General features: G+C 56.4%; 15 protein-coding genes and 4 pseudogenes. 11 read left to right on the top strand and 8 right to left on the bottom strand.

The genetic code is table 11. The annotated features are described in order from the left end of the window. Positions 1–438: 438 nt before the first annotated feature. Positions 439–1,494, top strand: coding sequence for a tetratricopeptide repeat protein (locus LOY56_RS12140; RefSeq protein ID WP_258622115.1), 1,056 nt, complete (start codon positions 439–441; stop codon positions 1,492–1,494). Positions 1,495–1,605: 111 nt separating this feature from the next. Here the strand turns inward: LOY56_RS12140 and LOY56_RS12135 are convergent, their stop codons facing one another. The 3 genes from LOY56_RS12135 to LOY56_RS12125 all read right to left on the bottom strand — a co-directional run bounded on the left by LOY56_RS12135 (position 1,606) and on the right by LOY56_RS12125 (position 6,384). Continuing rightward, complete coding sequence (locus tag LOY56_RS12135) at positions 1,606–1,983, bottom strand: response regulator (protein WP_258622615.1); 378 nt, start codon at positions 1,981–1,983, stop codon at positions 1,606–1,608. Positions 1,984–2,085: 102 nt separating this feature from the next. Further along, a complete protein-coding gene (locus LOY56_RS12130) occupies positions 2,086–2,895 on the bottom strand; it encodes a protein-glutamate O-methyltransferase CheR (RefSeq protein ID WP_258622113.1) in 810 nt (269 codons plus the stop codon). Next, entirely contained in the window at positions 2,896–6,384 is a 3,489-nt protein-coding gene (locus LOY56_RS12125) for a response regulator (protein ID WP_258622111.1), read from the bottom strand. A 258-nt stretch (positions 6,385–6,642) separates the two neighbouring features. Between LOY56_RS12125 and LOY56_RS12120 the strand changes: the two genes are divergently transcribed. From LOY56_RS12120 to LOY56_RS12085, 8 genes and pseudogenes are all read left to right on the top strand, one after another. After that, complete coding sequence (locus LOY56_RS12120; RefSeq protein ID WP_258622109.1) at positions 6,643–7,002, top strand: response regulator; 360 nt, start codon at positions 6,643–6,645, stop codon at positions 7,000–7,002. 57 nt (positions 7,003–7,059) lie between these two features. Next, on the top strand, positions 7,060–8,352 hold the full coding sequence (locus tag LOY56_RS12115) for a glycosyltransferase (protein WP_258622107.1): 1,293 nt from the start codon (positions 7,060–7,062) through the stop codon (positions 8,350–8,352). A 179-nt stretch (positions 8,353–8,531) separates the two neighbouring features. After that, positions 8,532–9,464 carry a phospholipase gene (locus LOY56_RS12110; RefSeq protein ID WP_258622105.1) on the top strand — a complete coding sequence of 311 codons (933 nt, stop codon included), beginning with the start codon at positions 8,532–8,534 and terminating at the stop codon, positions 9,462–9,464. A 24-nt stretch (positions 9,465–9,488) separates the two neighbouring features. Next, positions 9,489–9,666: pseudogene (locus LOY56_RS12105) on the top strand (PfkB family carbohydrate kinase); the annotation flags it as partial. After that, complete coding sequence (locus tag LOY56_RS12100; protein ID WP_258622947.1) at positions 9,664–9,948, top strand: hypothetical protein; 285 nt, start codon at positions 9,664–9,666, stop codon at positions 9,946–9,948. The pseudogene LOY56_RS12105 and the gene LOY56_RS12100, both read left to right, overlap by 3 nt. Beyond that, positions 9,945–10,241: a hypothetical protein gene (locus tag LOY56_RS12095; protein WP_258622103.1), complete on the top strand. Its 297-nt coding sequence runs from the start codon at positions 9,945–9,947 to the stop codon at positions 10,239–10,241. Before LOY56_RS12100 ends, LOY56_RS12095 begins: the two co-directional genes overlap by 4 nt. A gap of 106 nt (positions 10,242–10,347) precedes the next feature. Further along, positions 10,348–11,769, top strand: a complete 1,422-nt coding sequence (locus LOY56_RS12090; RefSeq protein ID WP_258615292.1) for an IS1182 family transposase — start codon at positions 10,348–10,350, stop codon at positions 11,767–11,769. Positions 11,770–11,907: 138 nt separating this feature from the next. Next, positions 11,908–12,157, top strand: a pseudogene (locus LOY56_RS12085) (hypothetical protein); the annotation flags it as partial. On the opposite strand, the gene LOY56_RS12080 reads toward LOY56_RS12085, so the two are convergent. Then, on the bottom strand, positions 12,154–12,423 hold the full coding sequence (locus LOY56_RS12080) for a DUF1652 domain-containing protein (protein ID WP_258622102.1): 270 nt from the start codon (positions 12,421–12,423) through the stop codon (positions 12,154–12,156). The pseudogene LOY56_RS12085 and the gene LOY56_RS12080 overlap by 4 nt on opposite strands. A 649-nt stretch (positions 12,424–13,072) precedes the next feature. Then, a pseudogene (gene ilvA, locus LOY56_RS12075) lies at positions 13,073–14,068 on the bottom strand (threonine ammonia-lyase, biosynthetic); the annotation flags it as partial. A 207-nt stretch (positions 14,069–14,275) separates the two neighbouring features. On the opposite strand from ilvA, the pseudogene LOY56_RS12070 reads away from it, so the two are divergent. Next, a pseudogene (locus tag LOY56_RS12070) lies at positions 14,276–14,459 on the top strand (DUF2834 domain-containing protein); the annotation flags it as partial. 118 nt (positions 14,460–14,577) lie between these two features. Here the strand turns inward: LOY56_RS12070 and LOY56_RS12065 are convergent. Continuing rightward, a complete protein-coding gene (locus LOY56_RS12065) occupies positions 14,578–15,729 on the bottom strand; it encodes a PQQ-dependent sugar dehydrogenase (protein WP_258622098.1) in 1,152 nt (383 codons plus the stop codon). 51 nt (positions 15,730–15,780) lie between these two features. Continuing rightward, positions 15,781–16,140 (bottom strand): hypothetical protein, encoded by a 360-nt coding sequence (locus tag LOY56_RS12060; RefSeq protein WP_258622096.1) that lies wholly within the window; start codon positions 16,138–16,140, stop codon positions 15,781–15,783. 210 nt (positions 16,141–16,350) lie between these two features. On the opposite strand from LOY56_RS12060, the gene LOY56_RS12055 reads away from it, so the two are divergent. Beyond that, on the top strand, positions 16,351–17,211 hold the full coding sequence (locus LOY56_RS12055) for a Ku protein (protein ID WP_258622094.1): 861 nt from the start codon (positions 16,351–16,353) through the stop codon (positions 17,209–17,211). Positions 17,212–17,303: 92 nt separating this feature from the next. Here LOY56_RS12055 and lpxO read toward each other — a convergent pair whose 3' ends face one another. Beyond that, positions 17,304–18,203, bottom strand: coding sequence for a lipid A hydroxylase LpxO (lpxO, locus tag LOY56_RS12050; RefSeq protein WP_258622092.1), 900 nt, complete (start codon positions 18,201–18,203; stop codon positions 17,304–17,306). Positions 18,204–18,315 lie beyond the last annotated feature (112 nt).

Here is an 18,315-nt window from a genome sequence, read left to right as displayed (position 1 = left end):
ACCGCAATCAACCAATTCTTTTGCCCCGCGCCTCATTCGGTCGCGGGGCTTTTTTTGGCCATCTTTAATTCAACGCATATCCCTGTAGAAGCGGGCTTGCCCAGTTAAGAGATAGAACAAGCAATGAGTAACCCGTGGCGAGGGAGCTTGCTCCCGCTGGGCCGCGGAGCGGCCCCTTTAACCCAAAAAGAGGGGACTGCTTCGCCCGAGCGCGGACCGGTCCAGCGGGAGCAAGCTCCCTCGCCACAGGTTCAGTATCACGCTTAACTGACTGGCATTAGGGCTTGCCCGCTCCCACAGGGATTGCGGGGGATCATGATTGGATAGTTCTACTGATTCCAAGGCTCAAATCGCGAAAACCTCACTCGTGGTTTGACTCACAGCCCGGCCTGACCGAAGCTGATGACTTTGCAAAAACCTGTCACCCCGGATTCCTGCATGCCTCAGTCCCGCCGCTACTTGCTCATCAGCCTCTGCGTATTGTTTGCCTTCGCCCTCGCTTGGTTTTTCCTGCGTAGCACGACGCCTGTGGTGCCGGCGGCGATCAAGCACGGCTACAGCGAAGCGCTGGCCCAGGCACGCGCGGGTCAACCGGGGGCGGCGCGGGTGCTTTATCAGCAATTGGGCCGCCCTGACCTGTCGACCAAGCGCCGTGTCTGGTTGCACGCCGAACTGCCCAACTACCCGAGCCCGCAAGCCCTGAAACTGGCGGATGCAGACCTGCAACATGCCTCGGCGGATGTGCGCATCGCAGCGATCAAAAGCATCAACGGGCTGGTGTCCAGTGGGCAACGCAGCCTTTTGCTGGGGCCCTTGCTCGATGACAGCGACCCTAGCGTCCGGTTTGCGGCGGTCAATGCCTTACTGGGGCTGACGCCGGATGAGCTAGGGTTGTACTTCGGCCCATTGGAGCAAGCCATCGATGCCTGGGAGCAACTCCTCAAGGGGCAGCCGGAAAGCGCCGAAACCCAGTACCAACTGGCGCGCCTGCACTTGCACAATGCCGAACTGAAGGACGCGCAGCAGGCCTTGGAGCGCACGTTGCAACTGGCGCCTGGTAACCTGCCGGCGCTGGTGATGCAAATTGAAGTGCTGGATAAACAGGGCCAAAGTGACGCTGCCAGGCAATTGTTGGCGAAACAATTAAAGGCCCAGCCTGACTCGGCCTACCTGCAACATGCGCTGGGACTCTGGTTGCTGCATCACGGGCAAAGTGAGTTCGCCTTGCTCGGGTTGTCCAAAGCCGTTGAACTTGAGCCGGACAACAAGGATTACCGCTACGATCTGGCCACTACGCTGCACGGTGAGCAAGAGCTGGAAGCGGCGCAGAACCAGCTGCAGGAAATCGTCCAGCGTCACCCGGCCGATCGCAAGGCGCGCGTGCTGCTAATCAACTATTGGAAAGAAAGCGGACAGTTGCAGAACGTGCAGATCCTGTTGGCGCAGCTGGAACAGCTAAATCCGGACGATCCGGCGTTGCAGCAAGGGTTGTAAACGGTCGTTCTGTAGTGGCTCGGGCGCGCAGAAGACAGCGCCATACATGCCTTGACGAGGACTTCGTCCCCGGAAGCAGGTTTCAGCAGCGGCTACACCGGAACGGTCCTTTCAGGACAGCATGGCCTGCATGATCCGTTGCAACTCATCCAGATCGAACGGCTTGGCCAGGATTGGTGCTGTGCGGGTGATCGGGCTGTCGGTCTCACGAATTTCCTGGGGATAGCCGCTGATGAAGATGACCTTGAGTTCCGGTCGCAGCTTCACGGCGGGTTCGGCGATCTGTACGCCAGAGATTCCCCCCGGCAAGCGGAAGTCGGTGATCATCATGTCCAGGTGCGGCTTGCTCGCCAGAATTTCAAAGGCCTGCTCGCCATTTTCGGCTTGCAGCACGCGGTAACCTTCGCCCGACAAATAAGCAGACAACACCATCAAGATCGAAGGGTCATCCTCGACGATCAATACCACGTCTTGTGCATCTTCACTCATGGGTAGCCTTTGCTCGGTCAATAACTGCTGATACGACCATACGGTCATTCAGAGGTTGCGTTTATCTGGCTGTTTTCCTGCAGCGGCAGACAAACGTGTTCATCATTTGCGGTAGATCCGTTCTTGCTTGACCAACGGTTCAAACTGATCGCCATAGGCCGAGAACTCAAGGGTTTCCTTACTGCCCAGTGCCAGAAAACCCCGACGACACAAAGATTCATGAAACAACCCGAACGCGCGATCCTGAAGTTTTTTATTGAAATAAATCAATACATTACGACACGAAATTAATTGAGTTTCCGAGAACACGCTGTCGGTGGCCAGGCTGTGATCGGCGAAAGTCACGTTGTCGCACAGGCTCTTGTCGAAAATGGCGTAGCCATAGGCCGCCGTGTAGTAGTCGGCGAATGAACGCTGACCACCAGCCTGCTGGTAGTGGTGAGTGTAGGCCCGGACATTCTCCAGGGAAAAAATCCCCTGCCTGGCTTTATCCAGCGAGCGCGGGTTGATGTCGGTGGCATAGATGATGGTGCGATCCAGCAAGCCTTCTTCGCGCAGCAGAATCGCCATCGAATAGACCTCTTCGCCAGTGCTGCAACCGGCGATCCAGACCTTGATCGATGGATAAGTCTTAAGCAGTGGCACCACTTCGCGGCGCAGCGCCAGAAAATACGAAGGATCGCGGAACATTTCACTGACCGGGATCGTCAGCCATTGCAGCAGTTGCATGAACGCGGTCGGATCATGCAAGACCTTCTCTTGCAACGCCGGGATGGTATTGCATTCGAATTGGCTCAACGCATGATTGACCCGGCGTTTGATCGAGGCGGCGGAGTAATCGCGAAAATCGTAGCTGTACTTAAGGTAGATCGCCTCGATCAACAACCTCAATTCGATTTCGGTACTGCGCACTTAGATGCGTTCCATCTTCGGCAACCACACACGAATCAGCGAGAACAGGCGGTCCAGATCGATCGGCTTGGCCAGATAGTCGCTGGCGCCAGTCTGCAAGCAGCGCTCCTGATCGTCCTTCATGGCCTTGGCCGTCACCGCAATGATCGGCAGCTTGCGCCAGCGCGGGTCCTTGCGGATTTCGAGGGTGGCTTCAAAACCATCCATCTCCGGCATCATCACGTCCATCAGCACCAGATCAATGTCCTCGACTTCATTCAGTTTTTCAACGGCCTCACGGCCAGTGCGGCCAATGACCACGATAGCGCCTTTTTGCTCCAGCGCACTGGTGAGGGCAAAGATGTTGCGTACATCGTCGTCCACCAGCAGCACTTTACGCCCCTCAAAAACCTTGTCGCGGCTGCGGGCTGTCTTGAGCATCGTCTGGCGTTCCAGGGACAACCGGGATTCGACTTTGTGCAGAAAAAGTGTCACTTCGTCCAGCAAGCGCTCGGGCGAGCGCGCGCCCTTGATGATGATCGAGCGCGAATACTTGCGCAGCTCGGCCTCTTCGTCCCGGGTCAGGTTACGTCCGGTATAGACGATCACCGGCGGGAACGAGCAGATATCTTCGGTGGACATGCGCTTGAGCAAGTCGTTGCCGAGCATGTCCGGCAGCTTCAGGTCGATGATCATGCAGTCGAAAATCGTGGTGCGCAGCAGGTCGAGCGCATCCTGCGCTAGGCCGACGGCGGTGATTTCGATGTCTTCCTCGCCGATCAGTCGGGCGATGCCGTCGCGTTGCACATCGTCGTTTTCGACCAGCAATACCCGTTTGACCCTCTGTGTCAGTTTGGCTTCGAGGCGGGCAAACACCGCTTTGAGCTCCTCGCGGGTGGTGGGCTTGAGCGCATAACCGATGGCCCCCATGTGCATGGCGGCCTCTACGCGGTCTTCGACCGAAATCACGTGCACGGGAATGTGCCGGGTTTCGGCGTGCTCTTTAAGACGCTGCAATACAGTGAGCCCGGAATGATCCGGCAAGCGCATGTCCAGCAGGATCGCATCGGGGATGAATTGGCTGGCCAGGTCACAGCCTTCGTCGGCGCCGTGGGCCACCAGGCACTGATAACCCAGTTCATGGGCCAGATCGTAGAGAATATGCGCAAAGTTCGGCTCATCTTCCACCACCAGAATGCAGCGAGTGGCAAATGGCGCCTTGTGGCGATCATCGTCGAAACGCGGAATGTCGGCGGCAATCAGCGACACAGGCGCGGTAACCGTGATGCTTTTCGGCATGGCCACCGGCGTGGCGCTCATCGTCTCGACAGGCGCGTCGCCCGGCTCGACGTAGTGCCGCGGCAACACCAGGGTGAACACACTGCCCTGCCCTGGCTCGCTGATCAGGCTGATGGAACCGCCCAACAACCTGGCCAGATCACGGGAAATCGACAAGCCAAGGCCGGTGCCATCGTAACGACGGTTAAGGGCGCCATCGGCCTGACGGAAGGCTTCGAAAATGCTTTGCTGCTGATCCGGCGCAATGCCAATCCCGGAATCGCGAACGATAAAGGCAATGCCCTCGCCCGACTGAGCGCAGACATTCAGGCTGACAGTGCCCTTTTCGGTGAATTTCACCGCGTTGGACAGCAGGTTCTTGATCACTTGCTCCAGACGCTGGCGGTCGGTGAACAGCATCAACGGTGCATCAGCCTGCAGTTGCACCTGGAAATCCAGTTTCTTGTCGGCGGCCAATGGCTGGAACGTGTCCTGCAAACCTTCCACCAGACGCGCGACGCTGGTGTTTTCCGGACGGATTTCAAGCTTGCCGGCCTCGACCTTGGAAAGATCGAGAATATCGTTGATCAAATTGAGCAAGTCGGTGCCGGCAGAGTAGATCGACTCGGCGAATCTGACCTGCTCGGCGCTGAGGTTTTCCTGCGGGTTTTCCGCCAGCAGCGTGGCCAGAATCAACGAACTGTTCAGCGGCGTGCGCAGTTCGTGGGACATGTTCGCGAGGAATTCTGATTTGTACTGGCTGGAGCGCTGCAACGCTTCGGCGCGCGCTTCGAGTTCCACCTGGGCCTGATTCAGTTCAGTGTTCTTCAGGTCCATGGCATCGCGTTGCCTGACCAGAATCTGCGCCTGTTCGGCGAGTTGTTCGTTGGCTTGCTCCAGCTCGATCTGCTGGGTTTCCAGATTGGCTTGGGACTCATTCAGACTCCGCGACTGTTCTTCCAGTTCTTCGTTGGCGGCTTTGAGTTCTTCTTGCTGGACTTGCAGCTCTTCGTTGAGTTGCTGGGTTTTGGCGAGTACTGCCTGCAAGCGCTGACGATAGCGCGCCGCCTCGATCGAGCTGCCGATATTACCGGCAATCAGCTCGAGCAGTTCGACGTCGCGATCCGTCAGCGCCCGCAGGAAACCCAGTTCGATCACCCCGTTAACCCGATTATCGTCGCTGGTCGGCACCACCAGGACGCTATGGGGAAGGCCTTCGCCGAGGCCGGAACTGACTTTGAAGTAGTCGTTTGGCACATCATCAAGACGAATCAAACGAGCCTGTTGCGCCACCTGGCCGACAATCCCCTCGCCACTGGAAAGTTGCTGCTCAAGCGCTTCCTGTTCCCGGGAAAAACCGTAACACGCGATACGTTTCAGTCCGCCATGCTCCTCACGGACATAGAGCGCCGCGACAGCGCTGCCCAGATATTGCGCGCAGAACTGCAGAATATGTCGACCCAACACATTCAGGGACAATTGCCCCAGGATTTGCTCGGCCAGCTCACTCTGGCCAGTGCGCAACCAGGCCTGCTGTTCCAGACGCCGGGCACTGGCCTGTTGCGCGGCGAGATTGGCACTGTAGCTGCGCGAGAGGTTAAGTAGATCCCGGCGGCCAATGTACGCCAGCAAACCGCTGATACCGACCACGAACAACAAATAAAGGGCAATGCTCCAGATCGTGGTGCGGCGTACGTCCTCGTTGCGCGTGGCACGCAGCTGCTGCTCCATGTCAACCACATCTTCGAATTGCTTGCGAATCTCATCGGTCAGGCGCTTGCCACGGCCTGTCTTGATTGCGCCACGGTAATCCCCCCCGGCGCGCTGCAAATCGAGCATTGTTTGCGCGTAATTGACCCATTCCATGTGCAAGGCCTGGAGCCGGTGCAGACGGTCAGTCTGGATCGGGTTGTCGGCGGTCAGTTCAAGCAAGGTATTGAGGGCGACCGCTATTCTCGGTTTGGCCGTCTCGTAGGGTTCAAGAAAATGTTCATCGCCGCTGAGCAGAAAACCGCGCATTCCGGTTTCCAGATCAACGGTCAGCTTTGTTGCTTCATTGGCATTATTGATCACCCGGTCGGTGTGCTGGACCCACTGGATTACCGATAACAGATAGGTAATCAGCGCAACGAAAAAAAACGCGCTGATGACACCCAGACCCAATGGCAGGCTTATATTACGGCTCAGCAGTTTACGGAATCGTTGCTCATCAACCGAAGACGCAAAGATCATGGCTTAGCCTTATCGGACTATCGGAAATAATTGAGTTTGCCCGATAACTGACGAATGGATCCAATTTTATGACCTGTTTTTTGGCAAAATCGTGATTTAACTGCTCTGGCGCGAAGGAGCAGTTATTCTGTGCGGCTCTTGTGCGGCTATTGTTTTTGTAGCGCCTTACAAACTCATCGTGATCCGTCACTGACGCATCCAACGAACCCGGCGACTTCGATCGACGCAACCGCACATCCAGCCCTGTGAGAACCCGCCATGTCCACCAATGCCTCCACCATACTAGTCGTCGAAGACGATGCCATCGTGCGCACGCTGATCGTCGATGTGCTGGAGGAGCTTAAATTCCGGGTGCTTGCGGCGGATGGTTGTGAAATGGCGCTGGAATTCATCAACGATGAGGACCAGGGCATCGATTTGCTGATGACAGATGTGGGGCTACCCGTTATGGATGGCCGGGAATTGGCGAAACAGGCACGCATGCTGCGTCCCGAGTTACCGATCCTGTTCGCCAGCGGCTTTGCCGAAAGCATCGAGGTACCTGACGGCATGCATCTCATCGGCAAGCCATTCTCGATCGATCAGTTGCGTGACAAGGTCAAAGGCATACTCGTCTAGGCTGGTTTCACCCCCCGATTTCCCCGCTCCCTACCTGTATCAAGGAATACCCATTAAATGAGTCAACCCCGCGCAACCAAAGTCCTGGTGATTGGTTACGTCTGGCCCGAGCCCCGCTCTTCTGCGGCCAGTGGGCATGTCATGCAAATTCTCGAAACGTTTTTGCAGCAAGGCTGGGACATTACCTTCAGCAGCCCCGCTGGCACCGGTGAGCACCGTGCGGACCTGAGCACGTTGGGCATTCGCGAAGTTCCAATCGAGTTGAACAACAGCAGTTTCGACACCTTTGTCAGTGAACTGGCCCCGGATATCGTGTTGTTCGATCAGTTCATGATGGAAGAACAGTTCGGCTGGCGAGTAGAGAAACACTGCCCCGATGCGTTGCGTGTGCTTGAGACTTCAGACCTGCAAAGCCTGCGACATGCCCGGCATCAGCGACTCAAGGATCGCTTGAAGGCCAGCGACGACGCCAACGATTTCAGTGAGTTATTCGCCCCGGCATTGCGTGAAGAGTTCGAGCTCATGGCCGATACCGATCTGGCAAAACGTGAGATCGCCGCGCTGTATCGTTGCGACTTGAACCTGATGATCTCTGAAGTGGAGATCGAATTGCTGGTCGAGCAGTTCAAACTGCCGCGCAACTTGCTGCACTGGTGTCCGCTGATGGTCGATGCACCGAGTGAGGCACCGAAAGCTTTTGAGGACCGGGCGCACTTTCTCAGCATCGGCAACTTCCGTCATGCGCCGAACTGGGACGCGGTGCTCTGGATGAAAACGACCATTTGGCCGCTGATCCGCCAGCAACTGCCAACGGCTCAGTTGCACATATACGGCGCTTACACGCCGCCCAAGGCCACCGCGTTGCACAATCCGGCCCAAGGGTTTCAAGTGATGAACTGGGCAGAAGATGCATTGCAAGTCATGTCGGCTGCCCGGGTATGCCTGGCGCCGTTACGTTTCGGTGCGGGTATCAAAGGCAAAATCGTCGACGCCATGCTATGCGGCACACCCAATGTCACGACCCCAATTGGCGCGGAAGCGATGCACCGAGAACAGCCGTGGCCGGGCGCGGTGACCCGAACCGCGCGCGAATTCGCCGATTGTGCGGTACGTCTTTATAAAGACAAAGACCTTTGGATGAGCGCCCAATCCCATGGGCAGACGCTGTTGGCCGATCGCTATCGGCCGTCGATACATGGCCCGGCGCTGATCGAGAGATTATTGTATTGCCAGGTACATCTCGCTCAACTTAGAAGGGACAATTTCACGGGCAGCATGTTGCGTCATCACCAGCACAAAAGCACTCAGTATATGGCGCAATGGATTGAGGCAAAAAATCGAAATCAGTAGTAACTCATTCAGCTCAAGTTCAACCAACAAATATAGAATCAACACAAAAACAGAACATACGCTGCATTAAACAGTAATTTGCCATGCGCACTTTTATCATTATAAATACGAAGCAGCCGCCCCTCACCGTTTCAATAAACAGGGGCGACGCTTCTATTAATCGATGTAAGGACGCATCAATGAACAACACCACTTCAGAAGATTACGCACTCAACAACTGGATGGCTGCGACCCCGGCCCTCGATACACTATCGCTCTGCGAGTTGACGCTGCCGGGCACTCACAATGCGGGCTGCGACTGGCAAGCGTCCTACCCGACAATTCCAGGCGCTCACTGGCTGGCGTGCCAGCACGATTCGTTTTATGCCCAGCTGAACAATGGTTCGCGAGCGCTGGATGTTCGACTGGATTTTGACTTCGACGCGCCGGGGCTTGGCAAATTCCGTTTTCAACACAATGGTTACCGCTCCACCCGTACTTTGGGCAATCTTGTGACGGACTTGAATCGTTTTCTCAAGGAAAACCCCGACGAATTTATCATCCTGGACTTCCATGAACTGAAGGGCGGTCATCAGGCATTTGATTTTGCCTACTTCAATAGCATGATTATCCACTTCTTGGGCTATCGCATCATTCCCACCGGAAACCTGCATCTGAGCCTCGGCCAACTCAAGCACATCAGCCCTCTGGAAAGAATTCTGGTCGCGACGCCGTCGCACCGTGCACTTGATCAAACTCTATTTTGCAAAAAAATCGAACACCAATGGAGTCGCATCGCCGATACGAACACCGCTGAACTGGAAAAACACATCGTTGACGTACTGAAAAACCCTCCTGGCGAATGGGCGCCCTGGTCGCTTTCCGCAACCAGCTACAGCATTACCAGCGGCCCTGTCGACATCAAAGGACATCTCAATTGGTGGTTCGATCTCGCCAAGCGCGACTGGGCAACCCAGTGCAACATAATCAACGTCGACTTCATTGAAGAATCAAAAATGGTTTTTTATTGCCGAGCCGCGAGTTTGATAAAAGCGAACAATCGAATTAATAGTATGGCCACTCGAGCCAGCCTGAACGTTACTCGGGCTGGCACAGTGACCTATCCTTCCTAGATGTTGATGGACGACCACAACGGGTTGGAGCATCGCTGTCAGTTAGTGTTCCTGGCCCGAGGCGGCGAAGGCGCAACGGTGGCCCACGGTTCGTGGTCTATGCCGGCTTGTTCGGTGAAGATTGCCAATACCGTGAGGGGCTGGCGGTACCTTCCAGGCGGCGCTGATTGCCTGGCTGATCGACAATTCCACGGTCTCCGTGAACTGGAGCAATAGCCAGCCGCCCGTACCGATCACAGTGCCTGGCACCACGGCCAATGCAGGCTTGGCATCATTGGGTTTTGTCTCGGGCACCGATACTCAAACCGTTTCGGTTTCACTGCCCAGCAACGCCGGTAGGTCCCTGGTCGAAATCTGGCTGGGAAGTGTCGGCATGCCGACCAATACGTCGGGGCTCAGTAATTATCCGCTGCAGGCCGATGGTGAGCAGCATCCGTTCAACAAGTACACCCGTTACTATGCGGCCCCCCCTCGAAATGGATGAACCTGACGATCAGCAGCTCCATTACACAGTTCCTCTCCTGCCAGTTCCGTGAGGCGCAAGCGACCGTGTTTGTCGTCAATGAGACTTCAAACGGCCTCCTTGCCAATCAGGTCACCAACATTGGGCCTACTGCCAGTGCGGCTGGGAACGTCAAGATCGTTTACTCGCAGATTCAGAGCATTACCAATAATCTGCAAGGCGACGGTACGCAGTGGGTGTGGATGGACGCTGACAGCCAGCAAGACTTCAGAGCGCGACCATTTCTTTGCAATCGCTTTGAGTTCTCTAGCTGAGTAATAAAGGAAGGCCCCACCCTGTGCAGACTGTGTGAAAACCTAGCCATTTGCGCAGCGATTCAAGAAAATGCCCCATCATTGAAAGATACGGGGCATTTTTGCTGTGGCGTATATCCAAGGTGAACCACGAAACCAGACCAGTCTCTTCCCGGTTTCTCTGGAAGATTTAATACCTGAAGATCATCTCGTTCGCGTGATTGACGCCTATGTCGCAGGACTGGATCTTGTTCAATTGGGCTTCGGCAGGGCAACTCCCAAAGGCACAGGACGTCCCTCTTACGATCCTGCCGACCAGCTCAAACTGTATCTCTACGGCTATTTCCAGCGGATTCGCTCCTCGCGCCGACTTGAAGCCGAGTGCCAACGCAACGTCGAAGTCATGTGGCTGATCAATCGACTCAAGCCCGACTTTAAAACCATTGCCGACTTTCGTCGGGACAACAAAACCGCGTTCATTGCCACGTGCCGGGCCTTTGTCCAATTCTGCCGCGCGGTCGGTTTGATTGCGGGCGACCTGGTTGCCATCGATGGCAGTAAATTTCGGACGGTGGCGTCTGCACGACGGCATCTGAATCTCAAACAGCTCAAGCTCCAGGAGGAAAAGCTGGACAAGCGCATTGCCCAGTATCTGGTGCAGCTGGATGAGGCCGACAAGGACGAGGCGGGTGAAACGGTTGATCGCAGCGCGATCAAAACCGCGCTGGCGCGACTTGAAGACAAGCAGTCGAATAACCGGACTTGCCAGGCTTTGATGAAGTCTATGGATCTGGAGCAGTTCAACGCTCACGAAAGCGATGCTCGAATGATGCGCACCGCCAAAGGTCCGCGAGTTGCTTACAACGTGCAAACGGCGGTGGACGCTGAACACTGCCTGATCCTGCACCATGCAGTGACTCAGGATGGCGACGATCGGCGTCAGTTGGAGCCGATGGCCAAGGAGGCCAAAGAACAGTTGCAGCAGCCAGAGCTGACCGTGACGGCTGACGCCGGCTACTCCAATGGCCAGCAATTCCAGGCATGTGAAGACGCCAACATCACGGCTTATGTGCCGCCCAGCCGATCAAAGAACTCCAGCCGCAAAGGTAAGGATTTTTTCGACCGAAAAGACTTTGTTTACGACGTAGAGCACGACCATTACCAATGCCCTGCCGGCCAATTACTGACACTCAAGCAATTGCACAACGGCAATCGTGAGTACCAGGCCATCAAGGATTGCACCTCCTGTGCATTAAAAGCACAGTGCACCGATGCGCCTCGTCGGTATGTCTCGCGGCATGCAAACGAAGATGCCTTTGAGCGCATGGGGCAACGGATGCGGGCACATCCAGAGATGATGGTCAGCCGAAGATCCATCGTTGAACACCCTTTCGGCAACCTCAAACAATGGCTGTTCGGCAACGGCCGCTTCCTGCTGCGTCAATTGGAAGGCGCGAGAGCGGAAATGGCGCTGGCGATAAACGCCTACAACCTCAAAAGAGTGATTAATGTGCTGGGAGCACGTCAACTGATGGCGTTAATGGGCTGAATAGCCTTTTTTCGTCTGCTTCCCGCAAAGAGCAAACGCCCCGAACAAGCCGTGGCGTTTGCTTGGGCCGCGATTACTGCGTTTTCACACAGTCTGCTGTGGGGCCTTCCTTTTATCTGACATGACGGCCAATTTGCCTCGAAAAAAATGTTCGGCGCGTTGGGGGTGATGTTTTATCGGGTATGGCAGGCACCGCTCTGGCAGCGAGAAGCGCGATGTGCAGCGGCTTTATGGTGGGTGTTTCGATTTGGCGGCACTGGGCTTCGGCGAGGCTCAATGGTCATGCCGGGCCGGGTATTTAGCTGGTGATACTGGTGGAATTGAACGGGGTCTGGGGTTTATCCAGACCCGGCGTGTATCGGTTGAACGGGGTGAAACGGCCGGTTAATGGGCTTTTGACTTTGGGCTGTACGGATGCTCGATAACGTGATGTTCAAGGCCCGAACGCAACTCGACGATCAGCTCTTTTATCTCCCTACATCCATTGAGACGCTGGGCGTCTATACCGGTGACAAACAGATCGAGATGATCCGTTTCATCGTCCGCGTATACTTTGACGGTCATCGACAGGTCCGGTGACAGCGTGCATTGGCAGCGTTTTGGGAGAAAACTGCTCTCGATGATATTGCGTAGTTCCAAGGCAGAAAGAAACATGGCCACCCTCTCGGTTTGTGAGATTGCCAATCAAAGATCAATGTCGGTCGGAGCTCAAATGCCCGTTGCTTTTCTTCCGTGGGGAGCCTCTTTGTTCCATTCCAGCGTCCAACCGCTTTCTTGTTTCAGCGCTGACTCAGTAGCAATCGTGGTCAGCTCAAGACAGCTACAGCATAAAACATGCCCGGGATTTCGCTCTGCGCCTCGTCGGTAAATCAAGGGTTTTAGGGAGATGGCAACACAACGCGTCATGCAAAATGCAAGAAAGGACTGTTTCAAGACCCGCATTTTGCAAACACCCCGGTGTGGCGGGTTTGCATTGGGTGAGGACGGCAGTGAAAATGCGGCCCATCTATTCAGTATCTACTGACCCCACATACACGCAAGGAGGCATCATGGGGACTTTTCCGCTTAACACGACCGTCGGGCTGATAGTTGGCTGTTTTGTCGTTCTACATCCGTCACGCTTGGGCGGCATGCTCGAGTCGGCGTAGAACCCTGTCGAGAAAGCCGTTCAGGAATAACCGACCACCACGCCAAAGGAGTGCCTATCTTGATTACCTGCCATGTCAAATATGTGATCGACCCATACTTTTTGCGTCCGCTGCTCGCCTGAGCCCCTGATGCCTCCTCACGCCGGCACGCCGCACAACGCGGCGCGCTCGGCCACATGCCGCAGGCTGTCGAAATTGATGTTCGCTCCGGAATCAATGGCCACCAGGGTCTGCCCCCGGACGCCGTTTCGTGCCACGTACTGCTTGATCCCGGCCACCGCCAGCGCACCGGAAGGTTCGGTGATTGAGCGGGTATCGTCATAGATATTCTTGATCGCGGCACAGAGTTCGTCGTTGCTGACGGTCATTACCTCATCGACGCAAAACCGGCAGACCTCGAAACTATGGGCGCCGATCTCAGCGACCGCCACGCCATCGGCGAAGGTGCCTACATGGGGTAACACGACCCGTTCACCGACCTGCAATGCAGCCTGCAAACAGGCGGAATGTTCCGACTCGACGCCGATGATCCGGACTTCAGGGTGAAGGTATTTGACGTACGCGGCGATGCCGGCGATCAAGCCTCCACCGCCCACCGGAACGAAGATCGCATCCAGCGGCCCTTGGTGCTGGCGAAGGATTTCCATGGCGACGGTGCCCTGCCCCGCGATCACGTCCGGGTCGTCGAAGGGTGAGACAAAGGTGCGGCCGGTTTGCCGTGCCAGATCCAGCGCATATTCCAGGGCAAACGGAAAACTCTCGCCGTGCAGCACCGCATCCGCTCCCCGACTGCGAACCCCGTGCACCTTCAATTCCGGTGTCGTGCAGGGCATGACAATCGTTGCGGCAATCCCCAATTCGCGGGCTGCCAACGCTACGCCTTGGGCATGATTGCCCGCCGAGGCCGTGATCACGCCATGGGCCTTCTGTTCATCGCTCAGGTGCACCAGTTTGTTGTAGGCGCCGCGGATCTTGAAGGAAAACGTCGGTTGCAAGTCTTCGCGCTTGAGTAGGATCTGATTGCCCAACGCCTCGGACAAGGCAGGTGCTGGTTGCAACGGCGTGCGCACGGCAAGTTCGTAAACCGGCGCGGCGAGGATTTTTTTCACGTACTGCTCAAGCAAGCTCTGCTGAGCGGGGGTGCTGTTCATGATCGTCTCCTGACTTTGATCGGAGCCCAGAGACAGAAAGTAAAAACCCGCCTCTAGGGCGGGTTGGGTGCTGCAGTCGTGAGCTAGCCCGCCAAATAAGGAATGGCGGTAATAATGCTTGGCTGGCAGCGCAATACGGTGGAAGTCATGGCTGGAAATTAGCCGGACGCTGATGGCAAGTCAATGGCCAATTTTCAAGGGCCGCTGTTATACCTGCTGGCGACGCTTGCCGGTATCTGGATGTACCAGGATGCGTGGGCAGTCGGGATTGTCCGTGGTTCCCTATCTGTTGGTGACGGTGTTTTTTGTGTCTGTCGGGCCATTGTTGTATCTGGTGGTGCGGGGTCTTCAGGAGCGGAAAAATTCCGTTAGCGCGGCTCAAGAGGTCTGATCCGGAATTTGTGGAGTTGAGGTGATTGCCATCGCGAGCAGGGAGGACTGCGCCGGACCCGAGCGAGCCCGCTCGCGAAGGCGATCTTGCAGTTGCTACAAAGTTTGGGCAAACCCGTTTACTTCAACCCAACCTTGTACAACACGCCATCCTCCTCATCCGTCAGCACATACAGATACCCATCCGGCCCCTGCCGTACATCGCGAATCCGTTTGTTGAGCTCACCCAGCAACCGCTCTTCGTGAACAACTCTGTCGCCGTCGAACTGCAGACGAATCAGCTCCTGACTCACCAGCGCACCGATAAACACATTGTGCTGCCAGACCTTGAAGCGATCGCCATCATAGAAGGCCATGCCGCTGAGGCCGGGGGATTTTTCCCAGACATGGTGCGGGCCCACGGTACCTTCGGCGGTTTCGCCCTTGGCTTCTGGGATTGGCAGGCCGGAATAATTGATACCGTGGGTTGCCAGCGGCCAGCCGTAATTCTGGCCTCGTTCGATGATGTTGATCTCGTCGCCACCCCGGGGGCCGTGTTCGTTTTCCCAGAGTGTGCCGCTCCAGGGGTTGAGTGCCGCACCTTGCGGGTTGCGTTGGCCGTAGGACCAGATTTCCGGGCGAACACCTTTTTGCCCGACGAAGGGATTGTCCTTCGGCACCTTGCCATCCGGGTAGAGCCGCACGATCTTGCCTTGCAGCTTGTCGAGATCCTGCGCCGTGGGCCGGTCGTTATTCTCGCCCAGGGTGATGAATAGATAGCCGTCGCGGTCGAACACCAATCGCGAGCCGAAGTGATTGCCGACTGAGAGCTTGGGCTCCTGACGGAAGATCACCCTGAAATCCTTGAGGGCCGTCAGGTCTTCGGACAACCGTCCGCGACCGACCGCCGTGCCGGCCTTGCCGCCCTCACCGCCCCCTTTGGCGTAAGATAGATAGACCATGCGGTCTTGCTTGAAGTCGGGCGACAACACCACATCGAGCAATCCGCCCTGCCCCTTGGCCCAGACCTGAGGCACGCCGCTGAGCGGGCCCGAGAGTTTGCCGTCGGCGCTGACCAGCCGCAGGTTGCCGGGCCGTTCGGTCACTAGCATCCCTTGGCGGTCGGGCAGAAACGCCAGCGCCCAGGGATGTTCCAGGCCTTTAACGATCGGCGTGACCTCAAGGGTGCCCTGCTCGCTTTTAAAATCCTGTGTTGGCGCTGCGAAGACGGGCGCCGTGACTGCCAATAATGCGCTGGCACAGACGGTGGCCAAGAAGACTTTACGCAACATGCACGATTCCTTTTGTCGTCAATATGGCTGGCAAGACCTCTGTCCTGCCGTTCAACGGTAGTTGCGGTCCGAGTCCCGGGGCGGTGGATTGGGAATGAATTTCGGTTCGCTGGTGGGAGCCTGTCGATCTTGCGGATAGCGGTTGCCGATCCCACCGTTATCCAGCGTTGGCGGTCGTGGCACAGGCACCGTGTTTGGGCCGCGAATCACCGGGATGCTCGGCTGGGTGCCTTGCATGCTGTTGGGATTGGCCCGGCGGATCGGGCTGTTGTAAGGATTGTTATTGGTGCTGCCCGGCAGGTTCTGCGCCAGCAGCAAGGATGAGGACGGCGATGCGGCGTCTGCCAGAGCCAAAGGGCTCAGCACGCCACTCAATGCCAGCGCGATGACGCCGAGCACACATCGGTTCATGAGGACCTCTCTAAATGAGCGTGCCATGCTTCACGGATGAATAGAGCCACGCTACGCCCAGGGTCCGGATTTGTTAACCAAAACCTGCTCCACAAGATGTAACACCAGTTGACCGCACCGCCGATCAGCCCGCAGGACCGAGCCGCCGCCGACTGAAACTTTTGCCCTTGGCCACAGGTCACCAGAACATCAATCGACGAGATCACGACGATGGCACGGGCAATCTGGAAAGGCGCAATCAGTTTCGGGCTGGTGCACATCCCCGTGGCGCTGGTTTCGGCGACGTCTTCGCGCGGGATCGATTTCAACTGGCTCGACAGCCGCAGCATGGACCCGGTCGGCTACAAGCGCATCAACAAGGTCACCGGCAAGGACGTCACCCAAGAGCACATCGTCAAAGGGATCGAGTACGAAAAGGGACGTTACGTGGTGCTTAGTGAAGAGGAGATTCGCTCGGCTCATCCACTGTCGACCCAAACCATCGACATTTTTGCCTTTGTCGGCAGCGAGCAGATCCCCCTGCAAAACATCGACACGCCCTACTACCTGGCGCCGGACAAACGCGGCGGCAAGGTCTATGCGTTGTTGCGCGAAACCCTGAGCAAAACCGACAAGGTCGCCCTGGCTCGCGTGGTGTTGCATTCGCGCCAGCACTTGGCGGCCCTTATGCCGCTGGAATCAGCCATGGTGCTGGTGATGTTGCGCTGGCCCGCCGAAGTGCGCAGCCTGGATCAACTGGAGCTGGGCAGTGAAGTGACCAAGCCGGATCTGGCCAAAGGTGAGCTGGAGATGGCCAAACGGCTGGTGGAGGACATGAGTGCCGACTGGACGCCCGAGGAGTACCACGACAGCTTCGAAGACAAGATCATGGCGCTGGTCGAGAAGAAGGCGAATGAAGGCAAGATCGAAGATGTCGAAACGGCGACGGGTGAAGAGGTGCGTAAAACCGCCGATGTTATCGATCTGACCGAGCTGCTCAAACGCAGTCTTGGCGGCAAGGGCGGCGGTAAAACGACAGCAAAAGCCAAAACGACTACAGACAAAAAAGCCACGAAGCATTCTCGTGGCTGACGGGTCACAGTAGCATTCGTAAACTATGCGATGAAAATCCCGGCCTCTTCGCGGGCTTGCTCGCGAAGGCGTCATGCGCCAAAACGCAAAACTCAGATCAAAAGAAAAATCGCCAGCAACCCAGCAAAAATCGCCCACTTCTCCAGGGAGTAGCGAGTGCGGTTACGCTTCTTGAGCGCTTTGCCACGCAGGCGAATCTTGTAGATTCTGGCGAACAAGCGGTTGATACCACCGACCTTGTCGCCGGCATCGTTCGGCGCGCCCGCCGCCGCCATCACCGTGCGGCTGAACCAACTGTTGAACGCCGCCGCCCAGCGATACTTCATCGGCCGCTCAATGTCACAAAACAGGATGATGCGGTTTTGCGCAGTGGTGTTTTCGGCGTAGTGAATGAAGGTCTCATCGAACATCACCGCCTCGCCATCGCGCCAATGGTAGTTCTCACCGTCGACGTTGATGTAGCAACCGGCATCATTCGGCGTTTCCAGCCCCAGATGATAACGGTAGGAACCGGCATACGGATCGCGGTGACGGACCAGTTTCGAACCCGGTGGCAGTTCGGCGAACATCGCCGCCTTGATCGAGCCAATGCTTTGCACCAGTTCAGTGGTGCGCGGGCAGAGCTTTGCGGCCGACGGGTGACTGTCGCCATACCACTTGAGATAAAAACGCTTCCAGCCACTTTTGAAAAACGAGTTGAAACCCACATCGTCGTATTGGTTCGAACGCTTGATTTCCCCAGCCTTGAGCAGGCTCTGGCCTTCGGCGCGAATCTCTTCCCAATGAACCTGCAAAGGGCTCAGGTCGGGAAAGTCCGCCGGATTGAGATAAGGTTTGTTGGGGATTTTCGAGAACAGATAAAGGAAACAATTGATCGGTGCCAGAAATGTCGAGTGGTCGCTCAGTTGACGGCCTAATTTATGGCGAACCTTTCCGCGCAAATGAACATACGCGATGGAGATGACATAGATAGCGGCAATGATAAGTTTCACGAAAATCGTCACACGTCAGAAGTGAACACATTGCGTCCCGATGGCGCGTTCTTGAGCCATACCGACGGTCGGCATGGGGTCGAAAGATGGCATTTTAGCCACACTTTGTAAC

Origin of the sequence: Pseudomonas sp. B21-048 (assembly GCF_024748615.1) — a bacterium.
GTDB lineage: Bacteria > Pseudomonadota > Gammaproteobacteria > Pseudomonadales > Pseudomonadaceae > Aquipseudomonas.
This window is presented reverse-complemented; position numbering and strand designations above follow the sequence as displayed.

Coding starts and splice junctions, on each gene's coding strand:
- LOY56_RS12140 (WP_258622115.1), top strand. CDS start 439: ATGCCTCAGTCCCGCCGCTACTTGCTCATCAGCCTCTGCGTATTGTTT.
- LOY56_RS12135 (WP_258622615.1), bottom strand. CDS start 1,983: ATGAGTGAAGATGCACAAGACGTGGTATTGATCGTCGAGGATGACCCT.
- LOY56_RS12125 (WP_258622111.1), bottom strand. CDS start 6,384: ATGATCTTTGCGTCTTCGGTTGATGAGCAACGATTCCGTAAACTGCTG.
- LOY56_RS12120 (WP_258622109.1), top strand. CDS start 6,643: ATGTCCACCAATGCCTCCACCATACTAGTCGTCGAAGACGATGCCATC.
- LOY56_RS12115 (WP_258622107.1), top strand. CDS start 7,060: ATGAGTCAACCCCGCGCAACCAAAGTCCTGGTGATTGGTTACGTCTGG.
- LOY56_RS12110 (WP_258622105.1), top strand. CDS start 8,532: ATGAACAACACCACTTCAGAAGATTACGCACTCAACAACTGGATGGCT.
- LOY56_RS12095 (WP_258622103.1), top strand. CDS start 9,945: ATGAACCTGACGATCAGCAGCTCCATTACACAGTTCCTCTCCTGCCAG.
- LOY56_RS12080 (WP_258622102.1), bottom strand. CDS start 12,423: ATGTTTCTTTCTGCCTTGGAACTACGCAATATCATCGAGAGCAGTTTT.
- LOY56_RS12065 (WP_258622098.1), bottom strand. CDS start 15,729: ATGTTGCGTAAAGTCTTCTTGGCCACCGTCTGTGCCAGCGCATTATTG.
- LOY56_RS12060 (WP_258622096.1), bottom strand. CDS start 16,140: ATGAACCGATGTGTGCTCGGCGTCATCGCGCTGGCATTGAGTGGCGTG.
- LOY56_RS12055 (WP_258622094.1), top strand. CDS start 16,351: ATGGCACGGGCAATCTGGAAAGGCGCAATCAGTTTCGGGCTGGTGCAC.